The organism is Nostoc sp. NMS9, from assembly GCF_017114995.1.
Lineage (GTDB): Bacteria > Cyanobacteriota > Cyanobacteriia > Cyanobacteriales > Nostocaceae > Nostoc.
This window is the reverse complement of the sequence record NZ_JABXKL010000001.1, coordinates 84,598-109,259: the sequence shown is the minus strand read 5'-3', so window position 1 is coordinate 109,259 and position 24,662 is coordinate 84,598. Positions and strand designations below refer to the sequence as shown.

20 protein-coding genes and 3 pseudogenes are annotated in these 24,662 nt (G+C 43.6%); 12 read left to right on the top strand and 11 right to left on the bottom strand.

Features of this window, described 5'->3' with window-relative positions:
- Positions 1 to 26 precede the first annotated feature (26 nt).
- From petC to HWQ40_RS00420, 3 genes are all read left to right on the top strand, one after another.
- A complete protein-coding gene (gene petC, locus HWQ40_RS00430; RefSeq protein ID WP_292774200.1) occupies positions 27 to 566 on the top strand; it encodes a cytochrome b6-f complex iron-sulfur subunit in 540 nt (179 codons plus the stop codon).
- 105 nt (positions 567 to 671) lie between these two features.
- Positions 672 to 1,673 carry a cytochrome f gene (gene petA, locus HWQ40_RS00425; protein WP_292774230.1) on the top strand — a complete coding sequence of 334 codons (1,002 nt, stop codon included), beginning with the start codon at positions 672 to 674 and terminating at the stop codon, positions 1,671 to 1,673.
- A gap of 164 nt (positions 1,674 to 1,837) precedes the next feature.
- Entirely contained in the window at positions 1,838 to 2,188 is a 351-nt protein-coding gene (locus HWQ40_RS00420; protein ID WP_292774198.1) for a DUF6717 family protein, read from the top strand.
- 381 nt (positions 2,189 to 2,569) lie between these two features.
- Here the strand turns inward: HWQ40_RS00420 and HWQ40_RS00415 are convergent, their stop codons facing one another.
- The 3 genes from HWQ40_RS00415 to HWQ40_RS00405 all read right to left on the bottom strand — a co-directional run bounded on the left by HWQ40_RS00415 (position 2,570) and on the right by HWQ40_RS00405 (position 4,611).
- Positions 2,570 to 2,767, bottom strand: a complete 198-nt coding sequence (locus HWQ40_RS00415) for a hypothetical protein (protein ID WP_292774196.1) — start codon at positions 2,765 to 2,767, stop codon at positions 2,570 to 2,572.
- Positions 2,751 to 2,894 carry a hypothetical protein gene (locus tag HWQ40_RS00410; RefSeq protein WP_292774194.1) on the bottom strand — a complete coding sequence of 48 codons (144 nt, stop codon included), beginning with the start codon at positions 2,892 to 2,894 and terminating at the stop codon, positions 2,751 to 2,753. Before HWQ40_RS00410 ends, HWQ40_RS00415 begins: the two co-directional genes overlap by 17 nt.
- Before the next feature lie 127 nt (positions 2,895 to 3,021).
- Positions 3,022 to 4,611 carry a glycoside hydrolase family 57 protein gene (locus HWQ40_RS00405; RefSeq protein WP_292774192.1) on the bottom strand — a complete coding sequence of 530 codons (1,590 nt, stop codon included), beginning with the start codon at positions 4,609 to 4,611 and terminating at the stop codon, positions 3,022 to 3,024.
- Positions 4,612 to 5,013: 402 nt separating this feature from the next.
- Between HWQ40_RS00405 and HWQ40_RS00400 the strand changes: the two are divergent.
- Positions 5,014 to 5,806, top strand: a pseudogene (locus tag HWQ40_RS00400) (IS5 family transposase).
- Positions 5,807 to 6,453: 647 nt separating this feature from the next.
- On the top strand, positions 6,454 to 6,762 hold the full coding sequence (locus tag HWQ40_RS00395; RefSeq protein ID WP_292774190.1) for a hypothetical protein: 309 nt from the start codon (positions 6,454 to 6,456) through the stop codon (positions 6,760 to 6,762).
- 108 nt (positions 6,763 to 6,870) lie between these two features.
- On the opposite strand, the pseudogene HWQ40_RS00390 reads toward HWQ40_RS00395, so the two are convergent.
- The 6 genes and pseudogenes from HWQ40_RS00390 to dnaJ all read right to left on the bottom strand — a co-directional run.
- Positions 6,871 to 7,047: pseudogene (locus HWQ40_RS00390) on the bottom strand (ribosome small subunit-dependent GTPase); the annotation flags it as partial.
- Positions 7,048 to 7,124: 77 nt separating this feature from the next.
- Complete coding sequence (locus HWQ40_RS00385; RefSeq protein ID WP_292774188.1) at positions 7,125 to 7,646, bottom strand: Uma2 family endonuclease; 522 nt, start codon at positions 7,644 to 7,646, stop codon at positions 7,125 to 7,127.
- Between the two features lie 77 nt (positions 7,647 to 7,723).
- Positions 7,724 to 8,430, bottom strand: a pseudogene (locus HWQ40_RS00380) (Uma2 family endonuclease).
- Between the two features lie 94 nt (positions 8,431 to 8,524).
- On the bottom strand, positions 8,525 to 9,664 hold the full coding sequence (gene rsgA / locus HWQ40_RS00375) for a small ribosomal subunit biogenesis GTPase RsgA (protein WP_292774186.1): 1,140 nt from the start codon (positions 9,662 to 9,664) through the stop codon (positions 8,525 to 8,527).
- Entirely contained in the window at positions 9,661 to 9,918 is a 258-nt protein-coding gene (locus tag HWQ40_RS00370; RefSeq protein ID WP_292774184.1) for a sulfurtransferase TusA family protein, read from the bottom strand. The genes rsgA and HWQ40_RS00370 overlap by 4 nt, the downstream gene beginning before the upstream one ends.
- Complete coding sequence (gene dnaJ, locus HWQ40_RS00365; RefSeq protein ID WP_104909241.1) at positions 9,918 to 11,048, bottom strand: molecular chaperone DnaJ; 1,131 nt, start codon at positions 11,046 to 11,048, stop codon at positions 9,918 to 9,920. Before dnaJ ends, HWQ40_RS00370 begins: the two co-directional genes overlap by 1 nt.
- A 167-nt stretch (positions 11,049 to 11,215) precedes the next feature.
- On the opposite strand from dnaJ, the gene HWQ40_RS00360 reads away from it, so the two are divergent.
- Positions 11,216 to 11,476, top strand: a complete 261-nt coding sequence (locus tag HWQ40_RS00360) for a hypothetical protein (RefSeq protein WP_292774182.1) — start codon at positions 11,216 to 11,218, stop codon at positions 11,474 to 11,476.
- Positions 11,477 to 11,705: 229 nt separating this feature from the next.
- Here HWQ40_RS00360 and dnaK read toward each other — a convergent pair whose 3' ends face one another.
- Positions 11,706 to 13,664: a molecular chaperone DnaK gene (dnaK, locus tag HWQ40_RS00355; RefSeq protein ID WP_292774180.1), complete on the bottom strand. Its 1,959-nt coding sequence runs from the start codon at positions 13,662 to 13,664 to the stop codon at positions 11,706 to 11,708.
- Positions 13,665 to 13,892: 228 nt separating this feature from the next.
- A complete protein-coding gene (gene grpE, locus HWQ40_RS00350; protein ID WP_292774178.1) occupies positions 13,893 to 14,639 on the bottom strand; it encodes a nucleotide exchange factor GrpE in 747 nt (248 codons plus the stop codon).
- A 383-nt stretch (positions 14,640 to 15,022) separates the two neighbouring features.
- On the opposite strand from grpE, the gene HWQ40_RS00345 reads away from it, so the two are divergent.
- The 6 genes from HWQ40_RS00345 to HWQ40_RS00320 all read left to right on the top strand — a co-directional run bounded on the left by HWQ40_RS00345 (position 15,023) and on the right by HWQ40_RS00320 (position 24,330).
- Entirely contained in the window at positions 15,023 to 17,026 is a 2,004-nt protein-coding gene (locus tag HWQ40_RS00345; protein WP_292774176.1) for a type II/IV secretion system protein, read from the top strand.
- A 124-nt stretch (positions 17,027 to 17,150) separates the two neighbouring features.
- Positions 17,151 to 18,278 carry a type IV pilus twitching motility protein PilT gene (locus HWQ40_RS00340; protein ID WP_292774174.1) on the top strand — a complete coding sequence of 376 codons (1,128 nt, stop codon included), beginning with the start codon at positions 17,151 to 17,153 and terminating at the stop codon, positions 18,276 to 18,278.
- 75 nt (positions 18,279 to 18,353) lie between these two features.
- A complete protein-coding gene (locus HWQ40_RS00335) occupies positions 18,354 to 19,577 on the top strand; it encodes a type II secretion system F family protein (RefSeq protein ID WP_292774172.1) in 1,224 nt (407 codons plus the stop codon).
- A gap of 120 nt (positions 19,578 to 19,697) precedes the next feature.
- The gene (locus tag HWQ40_RS00330) at positions 19,698 to 20,258 is read left to right on the top strand and encodes a hypothetical protein (protein ID WP_292774170.1); all 561 of its coding nucleotides are present in this window, start codon (positions 19,698 to 19,700) and stop codon (positions 20,256 to 20,258) included.
- 372 nt (positions 20,259 to 20,630) lie between these two features.
- The gene (locus tag HWQ40_RS00325; RefSeq protein ID WP_292774228.1) at positions 20,631 to 21,725 is read left to right on the top strand and encodes a serine/threonine-protein kinase; all 1,095 of its coding nucleotides are present in this window, start codon (positions 20,631 to 20,633) and stop codon (positions 21,723 to 21,725) included.
- 556 nt (positions 21,726 to 22,281) lie between these two features.
- Entirely contained in the window at positions 22,282 to 24,330 is a 2,049-nt protein-coding gene (locus HWQ40_RS00320; protein ID WP_292774168.1) for a serine/threonine-protein kinase, read from the top strand.
- Positions 24,331 to 24,662 lie beyond the last annotated feature (332 nt).

Here is a 24,662-nt window from a genome sequence, read left to right as displayed (position 1 = left end):
CAAAATACACAAAGAGCGCGTAGATTATGGCTCAATTTTCTGAATCAGCAGACGTGCCCGATATGGGGCGTCGTCAGTTCATGAATCTGCTCACTTTTGGGACTGTCACTGGAGTAGCTCTGGGTGCATTGTATCCCGTTGTCAAATACTTTATTCCACCTGCTGCTGGTGGTGCTGGTGGCGGTGTAACAGCAAAAGACGAGCTAGGTAACGATGTTAGCGTCACTAAATTTCTAGAAAACCGGAATGCAGGCGATCGCAACCTAGTCCAAGGACTAAAGGGAGATCCTACTTATATTGTGGTAGACAGCAAAGAGGCGATCAAAGATTATGGCATTAACGCCATCTGCACCCACTTAGGTTGTGTCGTCCCCTGGAACGTTGCTGAGAACAAATTCAAGTGTCCTTGTCATGGTTCCCAGTATGACGAAACTGGTAAAGTTGTTCGGGGGCCAGCACCTCTGTCTCTGGCTTTAGCGCATACCAACGTCAACGACGACAAAATCGTTTTAACCCCTTGGACTGAAACCGACTTCCGCACAGGTGATGCACCTTGGTGGGGTTAATAATTTTGTCATTAGTTCTTAGTCATTTGTCCTTCGTTCAGGGCTTAATGACTAATGACTAATGACCAATGACTAATGACTAATTCAATTGTCGCCCTTATAGAGATGAGAAATGTTTTCATAACAGCGAGGTTAACTCGCAGTGCTAGAGCGATTGTAAAAACATTGCTCATAGCGATCGCTACTGTGACATTTTACTTCACTAGCGATCTAGCCCTTCCCCAATCAGCTGCCGCCTATCCCTTTTGGGCACAGCAAACCTATCCCGAAACCCCCCGCGAACCAACAGGGCGAATTGTTTGTGCCAACTGTCACCTAGCCGCCAAGGTTACAGAAGTGGAAGTTCCCCAATCGGTGCTACCTGACACTGTATTCAAAGCTGTGGTGAAAATCCCTTACGATCTCGGCGCCCAGCAAGTTGGTGCCGATGGTTCTAAGGTTGGCTTGAACGTCGGTGCAGTACTGATGCTACCCGAAGGCTTTAAGATTGCTCCTGAAGACCGTCTTTCCGAAGAACTTAAAGAAGAAGTTGGCGACACTTTCTACCAACCCTACAGCGAAGACAAAGATAACGTCGTCATCGTCGGGCCTTTACCCGGCGAACAGTATCAGGAAATCGTCTTCCCAGTTCTTTCTCCCAACCCCGCAACCGACAAAAACATCCACTTCGGTAAATATTCAGTTCACGTAGGTGGTAATCGGGGACGCGGACAGGTTTATCCTACAGGTGAAAAGAGCAATAACGCTGTTTACAACGCTTCCGCTACTGGCACAATTACCAAGATTGCCAAAGAGGAAGATGGAGACGGTAACGTTAAATATTTAGTAAACATCCAACCTGAATCGGGTGATGTTGTCGTTGATACGATTCCTTTAGGACCAGACCTGCTTGTTTCCGAAGGTCAAGCAGTTAAGACTGGTGATGCTTTGACCAGCAACCCGAACGTCGGTGGATTCGGTCAAATAGATGCAGAAATCGTATTGCAAGACGCCTCTAGAGTCAAATGGATGATTGCGTTCATCGCTCTTGTAATGTTGGCTCAAGTTATGCTGGTGCTGAAGAAGAAGCAGGTTGAAAAAGTTCAAGCTGCTGAGATGAATTTCTAAATTCTTTGCTAAATCATTACTTGTAGGACAGGCATCTTGCCTGTCTTTTTTAATGTTAGTTACACGAAGCCTGTAAATTTGGAACTTAATACCAATTGCTGTAACCCTACCAATGTATTTGTATCATTATTAAAGTGAAACGGTATTAAGTGCTAGTAAACTTTATGAACTCAATCATGGTTATTCATCCCTATAAATTCTGCGAGATGTGGGTGTTTGACGATGACAATGTAGATTTAGTTCGAGAGCCTTTCGTGGCAGGGGCGGACGAAATTATTGAAAGAATGGTGTCACACATTCCAGATGCAGAGTCAGGGTTCAGTTTGATATTTTCTGCATCTCCTTTTCCTGGCTATCAACTCAAGTTTGACTGGCGACGTGAAGAATATGGAGGTAACTGGTATTACAGTGCAGATTTAGATCGGGAAGGATGGCTTTGCCCTGCTCTATTTAAGTATTTTGATGAGGCTCCCCAAGAGTTTTACGCTCAGTTCAAAGCGAAAATAAAGTTGTAATATAAATAGAGATTAAATCAATATGAGAAGTCACATCCTACCTAACGCCTCAAAATGTAGGAGGCGAATTTGAAAAAACACAAAAATGCATTATTTAAAAATACGTTATTCAAATTTGTTGGCTACGCTCTAAGTCATGGCGACAGGATTTTGAGCGATATTATTGAATCTAGCCCTAGTTAAGTTGAGGGATTTGCCCATGACAGCCTCACTAGAATATAGGCAAGCCGCAGAAGAGAAAGCGCAAAGATTAGCTGCTAAACTCCGAGAATTAAATATTGATCTAGATAACCTTTAGCTAAATCCGGCAGTGTTAATAAAATAATAGGGTGAGTATGATTTACCCACCCTAATTATACTTACTGAAGTTAGACAATAATCTCAAAGCTCTCCATTAATCTTGCGCCTGATGATTTCCATCTGGGCTTGCATATCAGCTTCTGTCATCGGCATAGGATACTTTGGAGAATTAGGGTCGCGTTTACTCATCAAAAAACGTATAGCTTCAATATCTTCACGATTTTCCACGACATAAGCTCTCAATTCTGAAAAACTCATTTGCTCATAATTCTGGTTCATTGACAAACTCCCATTCGCCATTGCGATAAACAATAATTTGCAGTTCATCCGCAGATGGAATGTAAACTTCTCCAGTTTTGTCGTCAAATCGAAATAAGCGGATGTCTTTGTACAGATTTGACAGCATTTGACAGCATTTGACAAACCCGTACACAGGCTAAGGCTTGCTCTGTTGTTGGTAAAATAAACGCTGCTCACTACTAATATAAGGTGGGCAATGCCCACCTTACTACTGCTGATTATTTTGTGTGAGACTATAACGGACGGTAGACGCGATAGTTGATTTCGGGGAAGATATTATCCATTAACTCGACTTTTTCCAGCCAACCACTATCAATTTTGCCAACTTTAACGTCTTCATAGAGTTTATTAAACCGCATTAGGTGCGATCGCGTCCGTCTGACTGCATAGGGTACCATTGTTCCCGTCCGCATAATAAATGCCCAGTCGGAAGATTGTGCTAATAACAATTCCCGCGCTGCTTGGTTCAAGGCTTTCCACCCCAACTCATCTTCTGGTTCCAGGTGCGAGATTTCAATCATCCGTTCAGCAGCTTTGTGCAAATGTGGATAAATCCACGCATTCGTTTCATTCAACCAATACTCGTGGAAACCCTTGAAACCCCAACTCGACTGCGAAGGACGACAGACTTGCTGAGTTGGCTGATCTCGCAAATAGTCTGCTAAATGGGTCATTTGATATGTTCCTTGGTCATACCACGATTTGCGGAATAGGTAATCGATGAACCAAGGGCCTTCATACCACCAATGTCCAAATAACTCTGCGTCATAAGGCGAAACGATAATTGGCGGTCGCTGCATTATACCATAGAGATGCTCAGATTGTTGCTCTCGATTATACATAAAGTTAGCAGCGTGTTCTGCTGCCTTTTCCCTAGCCCAATAAGGATCGTAGAGCGCCTTATCTGATAGACCTAAGCCACGCCCCGTAATTTTGTGATACTTAATGCCTGTATTTTTCCGCTGACCATTAGGCATAATGTAGGGCTTGATATACTCATATTCTGCTTCCCAGCCCAAATCTTTGTAAAATTCTCGATATTCCGCCGCTCCAGGATAGCCCACTTCAGAAGACCATACCTGTTGGGAAGATTCATGATCTCGTCCAAAGACAGCAACACCAGTTTCTGTATAAATTGGGGCATAAGTGCCAAAGCGCGGACGCGGACGGGCGTAAAGGATGCCATGCCCATCAGTGAGGAAGTAGCGTAACCCAGCATCAGCTAGCATCCGGTCTAAACCTTCATAGTAGGCGCATTCCGGCAACCAAATGCCTCTAGGTGCTTGTCCAAAGGTTTGCTCGTAATGTTCGCAAGCTACCTGAATTTGCGCCCACACTGCTTGTGGATACATTTTCATCAACGGTAAATAGCCGTGAGTAGCGCCGCAAGTGATAATTTCCAGGTTGTTACTGTCTTGGAACTTCTTAAAAGCTGTCACCAAGTCCCCGCCATAGCGTTCCCATAGCTGACGTGCTTCGCTAAACTCAGTCGCGTAATGTTCGGCTAAATAACGAAGATGCCCGTTGTTGACATTATGTTCTGCTTCTAGTGCTATAAGTTCTTCTAGTTGAGCTAAGTGTGCTTCGTAGCGTTCTTGAAGCAGAGGATCGCGAAGCATCGACACTAAAGGGGGTGTCATACTCATCGTGATTTTAAAGTCGATACCGTCTCGCTTTAAGCCTTCAAATACTTTCAATAAGGGGATGTAGGTTTCTGTGATGGCTTCATAGAGCCATTCTTCCTCCAGCACGTAGTCACTTTCCGGGTGACGAACGAAGGGCAGATGTGCGTGGAGTACAAGCGCGACGTAGCCGATAGCCATAGTGATTTTGGGGTGATACTTGTAAGTTGAAGGTCGAGAGGTTTGGCAGAAATTAACAATATTTTAAGACTTTATGGGGATCGTAAGAATAGTTTTCAATTGAGTTAATTACAGTGTTTGTAGGGGCACAACAATGTTGATGCCCCCAGTCCGTGTTGTTGTTAACTAGTTGTAAAACGTGCTTATTTGCTTATTGTATAAGCCCGGACTGAAAATATTTACTCAGGTTCAACAATCTACGGTGTATACACAAGTCTCAAGTATAAGTGGTTAATTTTTAGCCTAACTACTACTGACAAAACTGATTTTGTCTAAGAGGGTGTTTGAAAAGTCGGCTAGGTTGTAAAAAAGCTCTCTCAGTATACGCTGTGAATAGATAGTAGACAGCACTGAGAGAGCAACATGAGTAAAGCATACCCCAGCAATCTGACCCGTATTCAATATGAATTTCTGAGTGACATGATTCCAGAACCAAAACCCGGTGGTCGCTTTTCTTGAAGTCGATATGTGGGAAGTCCTCAATGGAATTTTTTATGTCCTGGTAGAAGGAGTTAGATGGCGATCGCTACCAGCTGATTTTCCCATTTGGCAGACTGTATACACCTATTTTCGTAATTGGCGCAAAGACGGAACTTGGTTGAAAATTCATGATAGTCTGCGGCAGTGGACACGGATTGAGCAGGAGCGTCATCGAAGTCCATCGGAGGCAATCATTGATAGTCAAAGTGTAAAAACTACTGCAATGGTACATGAAGCCGTGGGCTACGATGCGGGCAAGAAAATTAAAGGGCGCAAGCGATTTATGACAGTCGATACTTTGGGGTTAGTTTTGCGGGTCTTGGTGACGGCTGCTAATATCCCAGAACGAGAAGGGGGCAAACAGGTTCTCAAACGGGTTAAACAATCCAGTAAGCAAGTATCTCGGTTGACAACCTTATGGGTGGATGGCGGCTTTGACGGTGAGGCGTTCATGCAGTGGGTTATGGATTTTTGCCGTTGGATTGTACAGGTGGTTCTGCGACCACGGCAAACTAAGGGCTTTGTCTTACTCAAGAAACGTTGGGTAGTTGAGCGTACTTTTGGTTGGCTGATGGGGTGTCGGCGATTAGTCCGAGATTATGAGTTATTACCGGAAACATCGGAGACGTTTATCTACCTTGCCATGATCCGAATTATGGTTCGGCGATTAGCATAAAATTTAACCCCTCAAAACTTTTCAAACATCCTCTAAGCGTGTCACAAGTGACCTTGTGAGACGGCTCGCTAACGCTACGCGATCGCAAATCATAAATCCAAAAGTAATGAGATAGTCTTGCAATAATAATTATTATTTTATATTTTTCAGCTAAAAAATATATTTATTACTTTCTGCACTTGACAATATAGAAATTACTTAACAATTTTATTCAACCTATTGACAGTACTTCTCAATGAGTTGTATTGCCTCAAAAGTGATAGTTAGGATTAACTCGCAAGAGTTAGTAATTTAAGCATAAGGCTTTTGTGCTTACGAATTATGCTCAAAGAACATTTTGATGCATTAGTGTGTCAAATTTTGTGATTTGTGAAATTTGTCTTGGCAAAATATTGAGTTTTTTCTCAATAAAAATGTAAATAGTATCAATTACGTTGGCACTATCTACATTGATATATTTGACCTCAGAAGCTTGCTTAGATGCTGAATGATCGGCGATCGCTCGCAGACTGGGGTCGGTTCTGTTGCAAATTTACTACACCAAGTTTTCGGAAAGATTCTCAATGACATCCAGTACCAATAGCAACTTCAACAATTTATCTTGCTAATTTCCTGACAGTACCACCGCACATTTAGATATATTCGGGGTGGGAAGAACACCATCTTTGCGGGTGAAGGCAATAACCGGCCCGCTTTACCGTTATCAGGCAACGGATTTGGGTTCTCTGAGTACCAACCCCAACGGTGCAGTCAACGCGGCTTCGATTAACGACTTCGGACACATCTTGGGCTGGATCGGATTGATGGTTGCATTTGGGATGACAGTACCGATCGCTATACTGCGGGTAAGCGCTAACCCAAAGTTTGCCAATCAACCTTTAAACTCGCAAACCTGTGATTCCCGCAACCAGAAACCCGAACAGTTACATTTTGGATCAAGACTTGCAGCCAGATGAGCGTTGCACCGATCGATCCTGTGGCAAAGCCAGCTACAAAGTAAAGTCTTCCTTTATTTCCTTTATATAGAAGTGCGTAGGCGCAGCCCGTTGTAGACATCGCACTCCTTATTCTTCATCCCGGTATAATTCCTGCAAGTCCTGTAACTGAGTCTTGCGGGAAATCCGGCGATATTTTTGACTTTCTAGCTTGGGTTCGTATTGACTCTGCCCTTTGCCTTTGCTTTTTATACTTCATGGTAGATTCAGATCAGCTTGTTGATGCAGCTGAGTTTCATGAGCGATGCCTACGGCGGGCTACGCCTACGCCAGAATTATACAAAAAAACGCTTCCCTCCAACGCCGAAACCTGGTAAAATTGGCTATGTGATTTCGTCATCAGCCAGCAAGGTTGCAATCAGTTTTAATTGAGCAGCTTCTCGGCGATAAACTTCTAGCTGTTGTAATTGCCAATTTGCAATCCAATATTCTTGGACTCCTCTGGATGAGTATAGTTTCAGCTTGGCTTCTCGGTCTCGACGTTCGTTAGTTGTCCCGGGAGAAAGCACTTCCACAATGAGTTCTGGCGCTCCTCTCAAATGCCCTTTGTCATCTAGCAATTGTGCTAAACGCTCACGACTAATCCAAACTACATCGGGTATGACATTATCCGCATCTGTAAAAATTATGCCGGGAGTTTGACGGGTTTCCCCCAGCCCACTAGAGCGAGACCAAATTTGTAATTCTAAGGATATATTACCCGCAGTCCCTTGATGTTTCCAGTCAGGCGCTTTAGTCACAAATAGCTCTCCGTCAATAATTTCATAGCGCTTCCATTCGTCAGTTTGGAGTAATTCTAAGTCTGAGGTTGTCCAACGGACTTGATCAGATATTGTTTGGTTCATAGCACTATTTTTCTATGCCTAGTTTAGAGATAAAATTCTATTTTTCAGAATATTTGCTCAGGATCAATACCTGCGGCTCATAAGCGTTCTGCCAACTTTTCAGCCCGTTGACGTTCCGGCTCTAGCTCTTGATTTGCTTGCTGTAATTGTTGGTTTGCTTGCTCTAACTGTTGGTTTGCTTCTTCTTCTGGCAATATTACCAGATGCCCATCTGGGGTAAAAAAGCGTAATTTACCAGACTCAACTCCTAAATACATATCTAACTGCTGACTCCACAACCAACCTGACTCAGTGGGTACAAGTTCTTGGTATTGCCCATCAACTATGTGAAATCCCTGTAATTCTAGGTTATTTGGGTCAAACCAAAAGTAATCAGGAGTCCGAAATGTATTCTGGTATATCTGCTTTTTCAAACCTTTATCAACCGAGGCAGTGGAATCAGATAACATCTCAATAATCACATTGGGATATTTACCATTTTCTTGCCACACAACCCAGCTTTTGCGGTCTTTTTTTTCTGTATCTAAAACCACAAAGAAATCGGGGCCTCGAAATTCTTCTGATTTTTTCTGGTTGGGACTGAAATAGATAGTTAGGTTGCCAGTAGCATAAAAATCCTGACGATCGCGCCACCACCATTTAATCAGGCGAATGAGTAAATCAAGTTGTTCGCGGTGTAAATCAGATTCCAAGGGGGTTCGTCACTATAGATATCACCTGGTGGGAAAATTATACTCTCAGTGACAGCTTGTAAACTAGGGGTGTTGGCAATGGGCTGAGACATACAAGATACTCTTTTTCTGTTTGTATCTATGCTATCGTGACCAACCTTTGCATTATGAATGCGTAGGCACAGCCCGTCGGAGACATCGCACTCCTTATTCCTCATCCCGATATAACTCTTGCAAGTCTTGTAACTGAGTCTTCCGGGAAATCCGGCGATATTTTTTACTTTCTAGCTTGGGTTCGTATTGACTCTGCCCTTTGCCTTTGCTTTTGCTTTTTAACTTCATGGTAGATTCTGGATCGGCTTGTTGGTGTAGCTGAGTTTGATGAGCGATCGCAGCGTCCAAAAATTCTAAATAATGTTCGTATCGTTCCCAGTCTCCCCGCACGACGCACTCAGGCTCGTCTCGATGCAGACAATCACTAAACCGACAGCTAGCAACTGCTAACCGCTTTCTGGCTTCTGGGAAATAGTGGATTAATTCTTCTGGGTTACAATCCATATCCGGCTGATTAAAACCGGGAGTGTCTGCAAGCATTCCACCGCTAGGCAACTCAAATAATTCTATATGGCGAGTGGTATGACGACCACGAGCCAGTTTACCAGAGACTTCTCCGACTCGCAGCTGAAGAGAGTCAATCAGCGTATTAATTAAGCTGGATTTACCTACACCAGAAGGCCCAGCGATTACGGTAATTTTATTGCTCAAATATTTGGCTGCTTGGTCGGTATTAATACCATCTTTAACGCTAATAAATATTGGTTGATAGCCCCAACCAAGCAGGCGATCGCTAACTTGTTGCTGTTCCTGTGGTGAAATTAAATCACTTTTATTCAAACATAAAAGCACATCCAAACCAGTAGACTCAGCCTTAATCAGAAACCGACTCAGCTGATAAGGTTCTAAAGGTGGATCAGCAACAGCAAATACCAATAGGATTTGGTTGACATTGGCGATCGCCGGACGATCTAACTCACTTTGGCGGGGTAAAACCTCAGCGATCGCACCCCGTCCCCCAGCCCAATCTGGCTCCTCTACCACAACGCGATCGCCTACCATCACCTGTTGTCCGATTTTTTTCAGACGTGTCCTCCGGGTACAAAGCAGGAGAGGAGGCGAGGGAGCAGTGGGACAGTGGGGCAGAAGGGCATTTAAATCCAGTTTCTCCTCTGCTCCCCTGCTCCTCTGCTCCCCTGCCTCTTGATCCATCTGTACTCGGTAAAAATTAGCCTGTACAGCCACCACTGTACCCAATAACTGTCCAGTTGCGGCAAAATTTTCCCCTGTCATTGGCCAGTAACTGGACGGCGCACTAACAGAGAAAAATAATTAGTGCAGTCTGTAATTTGTTCCACCTGATAACCTGCCATTGTCAAACTATCGGGAACCTGCTCAATCGGCTCACCAGGGTCTAGCCAGACTTCTAGCAAACCTCCCAATGGCATTTTCTCTAGACGTAGTTTTGTCCGCACAAAATTAATTGGGCAAGGGGTGCCCCGTAAATCAAGTTGAGCGTCGGGAGTTAAAACAGAAGAGGGCTTCATCACTTAAATAAATTTCCCAAGAATCCTTCTAGACCGCCTTTACCAGTCCGATCCCCCTTAATTTTAGCTAGCTTCTCCAGCAGTTCCCTCTCCTCTGGGGTGACTTTATTGGGAATATCAATTAACACGTTCAGCATGTGATCTCCACGACTTACGGGATTACCCAAGCGAGGTACACCGCGGTTTTCCAACTTCATCACTGTATTCGGCTGAGTTCCAGCTGGAATGATTAGTTCTACTGGCCCATCTACTGTATCTACCTCTAACCGACAACCTAAAATCGCTTGCAGGTAGCTAACTTTGATTTCCGAGAGAATATTAATCCCATCTCGTTGGAATTCCTCGTCCTCATTTACGAACAAGTAAACGTATAAATCTCCAGGAGGGCCACTACGTTGACCAGCATCTCCTTCACTAGAAATCCGCAAACGCGTGCCATTATCCACCCCTGCTGGAATGGTAATTTTGAGTTTCTTTGTGACTTGATTTGCGCCCTTACCATCACACGCGTCACACTTATCTTCAATTACCATCCCTGTTCCATTACAGGTGGGACAAGTCGAGACTTGAGTGAAACTGCCAAAGGGTGTTCTAGTCACACGGCGTACTTGAGCCGAACCACCACAAGTCGAACAAGTCCGAGGGCGGGTTCCAGGTTTAGCACCAGAACCGCTACAAACTTCACAATTTTCTAGATGGGAAATGCGAATTTCTTTTTCGCCGCCAAATATCGCTTCCCGAAAGTCTAACTTCAGGTCTAGCCGCAGGTCATCACCCCTAGCAGGCCCACTGCGCCGTCTTTGTTGCGTGGGATTACCCATACCACCAGCAAAGCCACTAAAAATGCTTTCAAAGATATCGGCAAAACCACCCATATCGCCGACATCTTGAAAGCCCGCGCCAGCAGCACCCGATACACCCTCTGGGCCAAAGCGATCATAACGAGCGCGGGTTTCGGGTTCTGAGAGTACCTCATAAGCGCGGTTAATTTCTTTAAAGCGATCCTCCGCCCCCGGTTCTTTGTTCACATCTGGGTGATACTTCCGGGCTAGACGGCGATAGGCTTGTTTGATTTCTTCTTTGTCAGTGTCACGAGAGACACCCAGGATTTCATAATAGTCGCGGGCCATATAGCAAAGGTAAAAGTTAGAAGGAAGAAAGCAGAAGTCAGTAGAACGTCATTCACGGTCACTTGCTACCCTATGGATTAAGTGTTTTGCCTACAGATATGCAAGAGCAACACATTATCCTTTAGAGGGCGGCTTGCCGGAGGGCAGGCAGAAGATAAAATTAATTTTTGTTAATAACTGATTTTACCCTTTACCTTTTACAAAAATCACCGACAAATCTTGAGCAACAGGTGCTTTCCTCGTGGGAGACGACAAAAGCTATAGAAGTTAAGAACAGGGGAAGCCTCTGCTCAGACTTCTCACTGCCGAGTCGGCTGTCTCTTTTACAATTGTGCTATGTAGGAGAGGAAAACCTCGCCCATCAACCAGAGGGGCTAGCCGCACCATTAGGTGTGGAAAACCACCCTTATGCTTTGGATTGGGCCTGAACTTGCACATTGCCTAGCCCAAAGTAATTTGCTTCTACAATCTAGCAAACCGCTGAGGTCTTGTGAAACTTCGCTAAATATTTAGATATATTAAAATATCTTAATAAAAATTTGCAACTTAGGGGAGTGGGGAGTGGGGAAAATGAGGCAGACAAGGGGACAATGCCCCATGCCCCATACCCAATGCCCAATGCCCAATGCCCCATGCCCCATGCCCAATGCCCAACCCCTAATCTATCGCCTCATAATCAGCCTGAGCGGTACTTTCTTCGTCAAAATCAAAGTTGAATTGTGGTATTAGCGTGCCATTCATTGGTGAGTCTACTTCTGGGGTAAAGTGACCAGATGAACCCCCCTCAATCTCATCACTTTGGCTGTTAGCTCGATTGTAAACATCAGCACCAATTGCAAACAAGGTTTGTTGGAAGTCGTCTAAGCGCTCCTTAAATTCCCCTGTGGAAATGCTGGAGTCAATCATTGCAGCTTGGAGTTGTGCAACTTTTTCGCTGGCCAAGGTTTTCATCTGGTCGCCGATAAAGTTGCTATTATCCTTGATGGTAGATTCATAACTGAACAACAAATTATCTGCTTGGTTTTTAAGTTCAACCAGTTCTTTACGTCTTCTATCTTCTTCGGCAAACAGTTCTGCCTCTTGCCGCATCCGTTCGACTTCGTTGCTACTCAAACCACCTGTATTGGTAATCCTGATACTCTGTTCTCTACCTGTACCTTTATCTTGGGCAGAAACCTTCAGGATGCCGTTGACATCGATTTCAAAGGATACTTCAATTTGCGGTACACCACGGGGAGATGGGGGAATTCCTGCGAGTAGAAACTTGCCGAGACTCTTGTTATCTCGTGACATCGCCCGTTCACCTTGGAGGATGTGAATTTCTACTGAGGTTTGCCCATCAACTGCGGTGGAAAAAACTTGTGACCGACTCGTAGGAATTGTAGTGTTGCGTTCAATGATTTTGGTGAACACTTCACCCAAAGTTTCAATTCCCAAGGATAGAGGGGTGACATCCAATAGTAAGAGATTATCGACTTCGCCACCCAACACACCTGCTTGGATAGCTGCTCCCAATGCTACGGCTTCGTCAGGGTTGATGGAGCGATCGGGAGCTTTGCCGTTGAAAAACTTAATTAGCGCGTTTTGGACTGCGGGAATACGCGTAGAACCACCTACCAAAATAATCCGATCTATGGCTTCTGGTTTTAAATCCGCATCTTTGAGCGCTTGAATCATTGGTTCAATGGTCGCTTCAATTAATTTCGCGGCGAGTTCTTCAAATTTCGAGCGGCTGAGTTCCATCTCCAGATGCTTTGGCCCGGTGTCATCCGCTGTGATAAATGGCAAGTTGATGGAGGTATTCACCATACTGGAGAGTTCAATTTTTGCCTTTTCCGCAGCTTCCCGCAGGCGTTGCAATGCCATCTTGTCTTTGGAAAGGTCGATTTTCTCTTGTTCTTGGAAACGTTCCATCATCCAAAGGACGATCGCATTATCAAAGTCGTCTCCACCCAAGTGGTTATTACCACAAGTCGCCTTCACTTCAAAAACGCCATCTCCAAGTTGCAGGATCGATACGTCAAAAGTACCGCCTCCCAAGTCAAATACTAAAATTAGCTGCTCTTGGTCTTGCTTTTCCAATCCGAAAGCTAAAGCCGCAGCTGTTGGTTCATTAATAATTCGCAGGACTTCTAGTCCAGCAATTGTGCCAGCATCTTTAGTTGCTTGTCTTTGGGCATCTGTAAAATATGCTGGTACGGTGATTACTGCTTGAGTCACCTCCTCACCCAAAAAGTTTTCCGCATCCTGCTTCAGCTTTTGCAGGATCATGGCGGATAGTTCTTGGGGCGTGTAGTTCTTTGAGCGGATTTGGACATCAACAGTCTCGTCTCGACCTTTGACACAGTTGTAGGGAACGCGATCGCGTTCTACTTCTGTGTCTTCCCAACGCCGCCCGATGAATCGTTTAATACTGTAAATTGTGTTTTCAGCATTGGTTACGGCTTGGCGCTTTGCCAATTGACCAACCAAGCGATCGCCACTCTTCCCAAATCCCACAATACTTGGAGTAGTTCGTCCACCTTCAGAATTGGAGATCACAAGTGGTTGACCACCCTCCAAAACTGCGACGCAACTGTTAGTAGTGCCTAAGTCGATCCCAATAACTTTTCCCATATTTGCCAGTATTTTTACTGAGTCTTTCTTCTGTAATATGTCGCGGACTAACTTTTTTGTTAAGAACAAAGGCTAGCGGATAACGTCTGTGGAACCCCTGTTGCTGGTAGCAAGAAAGAAGTTGAAACACAACAGAGTTATCCAAAGCCTTGTCCAAGTTTTAGGTACGCGATGCTCGTCCTTGCTATAACCCAGGCACTTGAGGTCAGCGAGGCGAGCAACTACAGCTTAACTGCTGGCTGAACTCGACTGATCTTCTGGTGCAAAAGGTGTATCTTCCTTGGGAGCAGCTACTTTGACCATTGCATGGCGTAGCACGCGATCGCCCAAGTAATATCCGCGCACTAACTCTTCTAACACTGTTCCTTCAGGATGTTCATCCGTAGGTTCCCGCATTACTGCTTCGTGCAGGTTAGGATCGAATTCTTGACCTTCGGGACGCATTGGTGATACACCCAAGCGCTTCAGGCTATCTACTAATTGTTTGTAAACGCCTTGGTAACTTTTGTGCATGGTCATTTCGGCATCAGACTGCGGTTTGAGGTGCGATCGCGCCCGCTCAAAATTATCGACTACTGGTAGCAATTCCAAAATCGTATTCCGCTTCACCTGCAACTCTAGGTCTTCTTTTTCTTTGCTAGTGCGTTTCCGGTAATTCTCAAAATCAGCGGCAATCCGCATATATTGAGTACTACGCTCTTCCAATTGCGTTTTGACAGACTCGATTTGTTGAGTCAGTTCTGCCAAAGCTGCCCTTTCTACTTCAGTTTTCTCAGTTGCTGCAACGCTATTTTCTGAATTTACAGCAGTATCCCCTGATATATTTGTTTGGGCTGCCACTTGCTCTGTCACCTCGCTACCAGATTCATTGAAATTAATTTGGGCTGGGGAGTCACTCTTCATTGCTTGCTTTACCTCTGTTGGTTCACCCAATTGCTGGCTTGTATTGTTTATCTGTTTATTTTCATCGATCATTGTCTACTCATTCCAGATCCTATTTATGGCAGTGTATCTCTACAGCTTGCAACCGTCGTCATCCACGACTTGCAACTGAGGCTGATTTTATTGCCGACAAGTTCCTGGAAGTGATGTAACCGTCCTCTTATTGTGACAAATGGTGAACACGTTAGCCCAGACGCCACTAAGGCGGGAACCCGAACGAGTAATTTGCAATAGTAGCGCCGAATGTGACTCGCCCCTTATCTTATTTGAAAATATCTTTAATTTTGAATTTTGAATTTTGAATTTTGAATTCGGAGCAAAACGACGTGACTCAGGACTTTTTTGGGAAATGAGAATTCTGTCTCACAGCCTGGGAATACTTTAAGCAGAGGTTTCCCCAAATCAATTGCTCATTTATGAACTCGTCACCACAACGGCGCAGTACCGCTCTAACTACCAGAACAGAGTTTTCGCCCTTCGGCAACAAGCTAGTGCAATCTGGCTATGTCAATACCGAACAGATGAGGCAGGCATTAATTGAAAGCCGCAAATCTGGCAGACCTTTAACAGAAGTATTAGAGTCAATCACTGGGCAACAACTATCGCCTGAGTTGCTCAGGCAATACAAAAAACAACAGCTATTTGAACTGAAAATACTATACGGAGTTGAATTCCTCGATCCAGAAGTCAATTCCGTTGGCAACACGATGATGGGGAACCTGATTGAAACCCTCATCCCAGTGGATATCTGCCGTCGCCATCGTTTAGTACCACTGTCGAAACACGAAGACCAAACCCCGCCTTCAGTTTTAGTGGCGATGGTTGCTCCAGATAATCTAGAGGCTTCCGATGACCTGAACCGCATCTTACGCCCCCAAGGCTTGGCGTTGCAGCGCATGGTGATTACCCAGGAAGACTACCAGCAGCTAATCAACCAATACCTGGATGAAATGGCTGTTAAGCAGAAGCATCTAGAACGAGAAAACTCTACAGATATTAGTCAGGATTTAGAAAATCTCGGAAATCTCGATATTTCGGATGCTCCTGAAGAAATGGAGGCTGATCTTGGGGCGGCAATGAAGGGTGCGGAGGATGCCCCAGTCATCAACCTAGTCAACAGAATCCTAGCTAAAGCCTTGCATGAGGGCGTTTCTGATATTCATATCGAACCGCAAGAAGAAAACTTACGTATTCGCTTCCGTAAAGATGGAGTGCTGCGTGAAGCTTTCCCCTTAATGCCGAAAAAAATCATCCCGGCGGTGACAGCCCGATTTAAAATCATCTCCAATCTAGACATTGCTGAACGGCGTCTACCCCAAGATGGACGTATCCGTCGGCTGTTTGAGGGACGCAAGGTGGATTTTCGGGTGAATACATTACCCAGTCGCTACGGGGAAAAGGTGGTACTGCGGATTTTGGATAACTCCTCTACCCAACTGGGATTAGATAAGTTAATTACCGATCCAGAGACTTTACATATTGTCCAGGATATGGTTAGCCGCCCCTTTGGGCTAATTTTGGTAACTGGGCCAACTGGTTCGGGAAAAACAACGTCGCTGTATTCTGCACTCTCTGAAAAGAACGATCCCGGAATTAATATCAGTACTGTGGAAGACCCAATTGAGTACAGTCTTCCAGGGATTACTCAAGTACAGGTGATTCGGGAAAAAGGATTAGATTTTGCTACTGCATTGCGGGCTTTCTTGCGGCAAGATCCAGATGTGCTACTGGTGGGTGAAACACGGGATAAGGAAACGGCAAAAACAGCAATTGAAGCTGCCTTGACCGGTCACTTGGTATTAACTACCTTACATACCAATGATGCCCCAGGAGCGATCGCTCGTTTGGGAGAAATGGGGATTGAGCCTTTCATGGTTTCTAGTTCCCTAATTGGCGTTTTAGCTCAACGTTTGGTGCGGCGTGTATGTTCTGAATGTCGCATTCCCTACACTCCTACAACCGAGGAACTGGCTCGTTATGGTCTATCAGCTTCCTCTGATGTCGGAGTCACCTTCTATAAAGCTAACACCTTGACATTAGAAGCGATCGCCGAAGCCAAAGCCAAAAATCACCTTTGCCCAAAATGTAATGGTGTCGGCTACAAAGGGCGTTGTGGTGTTTATGAAGTCATGCGAGTCACCGAAAATCTGCAAACTCTGATCAACGAAGACGCACCCACAGAACGCATCAAGGAAGTGGCAATAGAAGAGGGGATGAAAACCTTGCTGGCTTATAGTTTGGACTTAGTGCGTGAAGGTTCCACCACTCTAGAAGAAGTAGAACGAGTGACGTTTACTGATACTGGTTTGGAAGCAGAGTTAAAAGCCAAACGCAAGACTGGTCTTACCTGTCGGAGTTGCGATGCCACATTAAAACAAGAATGGCTGGATTGTCCTTACTGTATGACACCTCGGTTTTAAGACTAATAGTCATTGGGCATTGGGCATTGGGCATTGGTCATTAGTCGATGCTTAGTAACTTTAAACAAATGACAACGGACAAATGACAAAGGACAAATAAAAAACATTAAAAGGAAGCAGAACTATGGAAATGATGATTGAAGACTTGATGGAGCAGTTGATTGAAATGGGTGGCTCGGATATGCATTTATCCGCAGGTTTACCTCCCTACTTCCGCATCAGTGGCAAACTTACCCCTATAGGTGAGCATGTATTGACAGCCGATCAATGTCAAAGGCTGATTTTTAGTATGCTCAACAACACCCAGCGTAAAACCTTAGAGCAGACCTGGGAGTTGGATTGTTCTTATGGTGTCAAAGGTTTGGCTCGTTTCCGGGTGAATGTCTATAAAGAACGTGGTGCTTATGCTGCTTGCTTACGGGCATTAAGTTCTAAGATCCCTAACTTTGAAAAATTAGGTCTGCCAGATATCGTGCGGGAAATGTGCGATAAGCCCAGAGGACTTATTCTGGTGACAGGCCCTACAGGTTCGGGGAAGACAACTACTCTAGCGGCAATGATTGACTTGATTAACCGCACCAAGGCAGAGCATATTTTAACGGTGGAAGACCCAATTGAATTTGTCTATGAACCAATCAAAAGCTTGGTTCACCAGCGACAACTAGGAGAAGATACTAAAAGCTTTGCTAATGCTTTGAAAGCAGCCCTACGGGAAGATCCAGATATTATTCTGGTAGGGGAAATGCGCGATTTGGAAACGATTTCTTTGGCGATTTCTGCTGCAGAAACAGGACATTTGGTATTTGGTACGCTACACACTAGTTCCGCCGCCCAAACTGTTGACCGGATTATCGACGTTTTCCCCCATGAAAGACAAACCCAAGTGCGGGTGCAATTGTCTAACTCATTAGTGGGGGTATTTAGCCAAACCTTGGTGTCCAAGAAAAACCCTAAACCCGGTGAATATGGTCGGGTGATGGCTCAAGAAATTCTGATTGTCACTCCTGCTATTTCCAACTTAATTCGAGAAGGCAAAACATCTCAAATTTACTCAGCGATTCAAACTGGCGGTAAATTGGGAATGCAAACTCTGGAGAAGGTTTTAGCCGATTTTTACAAAGCCGGAACGATTTCCTTTGAAGCGGCAATGTCTAAGACTTCTAAGCCAGATGAAATTCAACGTCTCATTGGTAATTCTACACCGCAAGCTGCCGCAGGTGCTAAACCTGGTGTGGCTGCCAAAGCACATTAAAAGAATTGGGGATAGAGGAGATGAAGAATATTTCATCCCCTTGAGTATTTTGAATTTTGAATTTTGAATTTATTTATGCCAAACTACGTTGCCCGCGTTCGTGATTCACAAGGAAAATCCCGAACAGAAAAAATTGTTGCTGAATCCTTAGTACAAGCTCGTACTAATCTCAGAGATCAAGGTTTTGTAGTTCAAGAACTCAAGCAATCTCAAGGATTTCAGCCAGATGTTGCCTTCAAAAACTTTCAGAATTCCTTAGTTAAGGTTTCTGTGAAAGACAAAGCCGTTTTTTCGCGTCAATTTGCCGTTTTGATGAATGCGGGAGTTGCGATCGTTAGAAGTCTGGGGGTGCTTTCCGAACAGTGTAGTAATACTAAATTGAAACAAGCCCTTGTAGACATTAGCACCGATGTTCAAAGCGGAATGAATCTTTCAGAGGCAATGCGGAAGCATCCTGACTGTTTTGATGGATTATACGTGAGTATGATTCAAGCTGGCGAAGTTGGTGGTGTTCTAGACGAAGTATTAAATCGTTTAGCCAAGTTGTTAGAAGATGTTGCCCGGTTACAAAACCAAATTAAATCAGCAATGTCTTATCCAACGGTTGTGGGTTTTATCGCAGTTGCTATCTTTCTTGGTATGACAATTTTTCTGATTCCAATTTTCGCCACGATTTTTGTACAACTTGGAATCACATTACCACCTTTAACACAATTCTTGATGGATGCTAGCAAATTTCTGAGAAGTCCGGGTGCTATCGTCCTTCTTGCTGCTCTTATAGGACTGAAATTTGCCTTTACACAATACGGTAAAACTCCTGTTGGTCGCATCACTATCGATCGTTTTTCCCTCAAGATGCCATTGTTTGGTGACTTAATTCAAAAATCTTCAGTTGCCCGCTTTAGCCGGACTTTTGGTTCTTTGACTCGTTCAGGTGTACCAATTTTAACTTGTTTAGAAATTGTCCGAGATACATCAGGAAACCAAGTGATTGCTAATGCCATAGACGCCGCCCGTATGGAGATTCAACAAGGAGGCATGATTAGCATTGCTTTACAAAAAGATGCCGTTTTTCCGGCTATGGCAATTCAGATGATTAGTATCGGAGAAGAAACTGGAGAATTAGATGCAATGTTGATGAAAGTTGCCGATTTCTATGAAGATGAAGTCGAGCAAGCAGTAAAAGCAATGACCAGTATTTTGGAACCGGTGATGATTGTAGTTCTAGGGGGAATGGTTGGAACCATTTTGCTAGCGATGTATCTGCCTATGTTTGCAGTATTTGAAAAGCTGGGATAAAGGATTAATAGTTAATAGTTAAAAGTTATGAGTTAGGAATTAAAAATTTTATTCCTAACTTTTATATCCTAACTGATTAATTTTATTTTTAACTCCTAACTACTCACTATTTAATAAACTATGACTGTGCAAAAATCTCAGTACGAAGCAAGTTTGGCAGAGTACAGCAATCATCTAGCTGCGATCGCCTTACTAAAGCAATATCGGCCATACTTGGAGATGATTCCCAGTCTGCGCCGTCCAGAGGAAAGTGTCATCACTGTACCTTTGCCAATTGTCCGGATTCGCAATACTGCTACAACAGCCCCACAAACGATTTGCTTACCTTGTGATGTGGCAATTTTGATGTGCGATCCAGAGTGGAAAATTAAAACTGGAGCAGAAATTTTAGTCTTTATTCATCGCGCTCACGAAGACTTTTCTGATTTGTTAGGACGTTGGCGACAAACCCAAGTTTGCCTGGACAATGATTATGAGTGGTTGATGCCTCTCCGTCACAGTCATATTTTGAGTGAGGGAGCTAATACTATATATCCTCTGTTTGTAGTTTTTAGTGAGACTTTAGAACGCATCCAAAGAGGTCTTGTGGGAGCCGAACTCCCATTTATTATGCAAACAGCAGATTTGCTGGTTGAGGAGAATCTCACAGATATTTTCTCTTCACAAACTCCACCAGCTTAGGTACTTATAGTTAAAAAACATCCCATCGTCAGGATGCAAGTCCTTGCATCCCTATAAATGTACTAAGCGTGAAACTACATATTTTTACCCCCCGGCTACGCCGTCCCCCTTTTGCTAAACCAGAGGGGTTTTGTTATGTGCATCTTCATACAAAATTATTATAAGTACCCATGCAACAAACTTTCACCTCTACTAAACTACAAATTAGCTCGTCACACATCCGTGAAAGGGCTAGTTCTACAAAAATTTATTTTTACTTTTTGAAGAGTAATGAGGATTTGGCAAAGATTCAGTAATCTTACTGTTGTCAATAAAGAATTGTCATAGAATTAGAGACATTCATTTAAGAGTAGATATTTTATACTAATGAATCTGAATCGTTTTTCTCAAAAAACAACGAATTCTCAAGAGAGCATTTTACAACAAACTCAGTTGATTCAGATGTGTGGTTCCAAACGGCTATTTCGCGATCGCTATGAAATACTACAAATTTTGGGTAGAGGTGGTTTTGGTGTGACATTTTTAGCCAAAAATGCCGTATTACCTGGGAATCCACTGTGTGTCATTAAACAGCTTTGTCCAAAAGTAACTACTCCCCAAAGTTGGCAAAAGGCATGTATGCGCTTTGAAAAAGAAGCAAGAACTTTGGGACAACTCGGTAGTCATTCGCAAATTCCCATGCTATTAGACTACTTTCGAGCGAATGGGGAGTTCTTTTTAATTCAAGAATATGTGCCGGGTTTGACTTTGGCGCGAGAAGTGCGGCAAACTGGGCCCAAAAGTGAAGCCTCAGTTAAGCGGTTTTTACAGGAATTATTACCCGTATTACAGTATCTTCATAAACATCATGTGATTCATCGGGATATTAAGCCTCAGAATTTATTGCGGTGTGAATATGATGGGCGCATAGTGCTGATTGATTTTGGTGCGGTGAAAGAGAAATTAGTTGATGCTTGTGAAAACTCAATCAATCAAGCTGCAAATACCAACTTTATCGGGACTAGGGGATTTGCACCACCAGAACAGTTTTCTCTACGTCCAGTTTATGCCAGTGATATTTATGCGCTGGGTGTAACTTGTATTTATATGTTGACTGCTAAAAGTCCTTTAGAATTGGACTACGACCCAAAGACTGGTGAAATATCTTGGCAAAAACAGGTAAATATCAGCAACAGTTTCGCCCAGATTTTAGGAAAAATGGTGAAAATTAACTTAGAGGAGCGGTTTAAGACTGCCGATGAAGTGATAAAAGCTTTAAGTAGTGAAAGTTATTCACCTACTTTGGCTAACTGTCTAACTACCCAAAAATTAAATAATAAAAGTATTACACAACACGAAATTACACAAAACAAAATTACCCAACATGAAATTACACAACACGAAAATTACGATGTATACATGCCACCTGTAGCCAGAACTGCTAGTGCCATTCGGAAATGGAGAGCAAGATTCAAAGAAACAAAATAGCACATACAGCAGAATTCAGAATTCAAAATGGGCTACGCCCCGCTGCGCTAACAGGAGTAAAACACGCTTTATACCTGGGTAATAGACGAATCATTGTGTACCTTACAAACTTGAAATCTGCTGTAAGTTGCAGCCTTTTTTACCTAAAGTATCAAATGAATAGTTAATTATGGGCAATTTAAAATAGCTAAAACAAATTTAGTAAGCATTTTAACTATATTTGATAGTCAGTAATGATTAATTAATCAGGGTTTATCTTCAATACTTAGTCAGTTATCGCTTGCCAAGATACAAGCAAAATTACTAGGTTTAAAAGTTCAAAAAAATATTTTTATTCAGATTATTATATAATCGATAGAATAATTAATCTTATGGCTCTCGTAGTTTTCCACAGATGAGGAAGACTGACTATTATTTACAAAAGCTAACTATATAAGTAATTCCCCAATCCCCAGAACAGGGTTTATCTACCACAAGTAAGCGAGAGTCAATTATCTTAAGGGAAAGTTCGGGGCAAACTTAGCCTAAGTTGTCATGCAGTCGCGCCTGTCAGATCATGATCTGCTGCTTAAATCCCGATTGCTCAAATCCCCTGAATCCCAATGGAAAGAAGTTTTGCCAAAGTTGTAGCACCCCGCTGGTGTCACTTTTAAGAAATCGCTTCCGTGTCATCCGAGTCCTTTCAGATGAGGGGGGATTTGGCAGAACCTATCTATCAGAAGACGTAGATAAACTCAATGAACGCTGTGTTATCAAGCAATTAGCTCCAAAATTTCAAGGAACTTGGTCGCAAAAAAAGGCGATGGAGTTGTTTGCAGAAGAAGCGCAGCGACTACAAGACCTTGGGGAACATCCCCAAATTCCGACTTTGATAGCTTACTTTGAGCAAGACGGCTGCCTATATTTGGTGCAGCAGTTTATCAATGGAGATAATTTGTTAAAGGAGTTGCAACAGCGCAAGGCTTATAACGCTAGAGACATTCAATCTATTTTGCTAGATTTACTGCCCATCCTCAAATTTATCCATGATCGCAAAGTTATTCACCGAGACATCAAGCCAGAAAATATTATCCGCAATAAAAATGATGGGCGATTAAGCCTGATTGATTTTGGCTCCTCAAAGCAATTTACCGCCAAAGTTCAGCAGAAATCTGGCACATCCATTGGTTCACATGGTTATTCTCCCCTAGAACAAATTAGAGATGGGAAAGCTTTCCCCGCCAGCGACTTGTTCGGTGTGGGTGCTACCTGCTTTCATCTGCTAACGGGAAATTCACCGTTTCAGTTGTGGATGGAATCTGGGTACGCTTGGGTGAGTAATTGGCGGGAATATTTGCGGAGTCCGCTAAATCCTGAGTTGGATTTTGTCATCGACAAGCTTTTGAAAAAAGATATCCATGAACGTTACCAGTCAGCCGAAGAAGTCCTTAGAGACTTGACTCCTAAACAACTCCTCGCCCTGCCACCTGCGGGTAAGTCATCTGGGAAATTACCACCAACTAAAGCACCAGCTTTACCAAAAAGTTATCCCTTACTGAGAATTTTAATCTTAATCAGTGCTTTCATTCTGTTGTTTGGATTCAGCGAATCTTGGTATAAAAATTTTCGCCGGATTCAAACCAGTTTGGTCTCTAGGTTGATTCAGCACAATAGTCCTGGTAAAAATGACGCGATTTTGAGTCAGATTAGCTTGGGTAAGGTTTCCTTAGCTAACACCCTCCAAGGACACGAAAACTCAGTTTTATCTGTCGCCATCACCCCCGATGGTAAAACCATAGCCAGCAGTGGCGACGATAGCACAATCAAACTTTGGAATCTCGCAACCGGAAAACTAATCTCTTCACTCAACGGGCATTTTCAGCAGGTGAATGTCGTAGTAATTAGTCCAGATGGCAAACTTCTGGTTAGTGCCAGTGATGACAACACCATTAAAATCTGGAATTTGGCAACGCGAAAACAAATTCGCACTCTTATAGGGCATTCTGACTCAGTTCATGCCCTAGCCATCAGTGCTGATAGCCAGACTTTAGTTACTGGGAGTGATGACAACACCATTAAAATCTGGGATTTGGCAACAGGAGAGCAAATTCGGACATTAGCAGGGCATACATTTTGGGTGCGGTCAGTGGCTATCAGTCCCGATGGTATAATTTTGGCCAGTGGCAGTTTTGACAAGACGATCAAAATCTGGAATCTAGCAAAGGGATACCCAATTCGCACACTAGAAGGAAATTCTCAAACAGTGACAACTATGGCTATTAGCCCAAATGGTAAAACTTTAGCCAGTGCTAGCCGCGATGTCTACGACGGGCTACACCTACGCACCATCAAACTTTGGAATTTAGCTACGGGAAGAGAAATTCGCACATTAGCGGGACATAGCAACACTGTCACATCTGTAGCCTTCAGTGCCGATGGTAAAATTGTTGCTAGTGGTAGCCGCGATCGCACTATCAAACTGTGGAATACAGCTACAGGAGAAGAAATTCTCACATTAGCGGGGCACACCAACACTGTAACATCTGTTACCTTCAGTCCTGATGGCAAAACCCTTGTTAGCGGTAGTGAAGATAACACTATTAAGATTTGGCGGTTGTCTCAGTGAATGGGGATTAGGGATTGGAGATTGGGGATTGGGAATGAGGGAGAGTTAGAATCTCGTTCATCCACCTTTGAACTGGATTCATCCACCTCAAATAAGCTGTTAAGTACTTAATTTACACATTGAGACCGCAGGGGAGCAGAGGAGCAGGGGAGCAGGGGAGAGGGTTTGAAGTTCTTACCCACAATTTAAATTGTGCAACTTGTATGCACAACAGCTTACTCGTTCATCCACCTTTGAATCTCAAACCATTCGCCAGCCCCCACTACCCGATCCCCAATTGCGATAAACTGTTTCAAATGGGGAGGGGTAAAAATGAGCAGCATCACCAACCA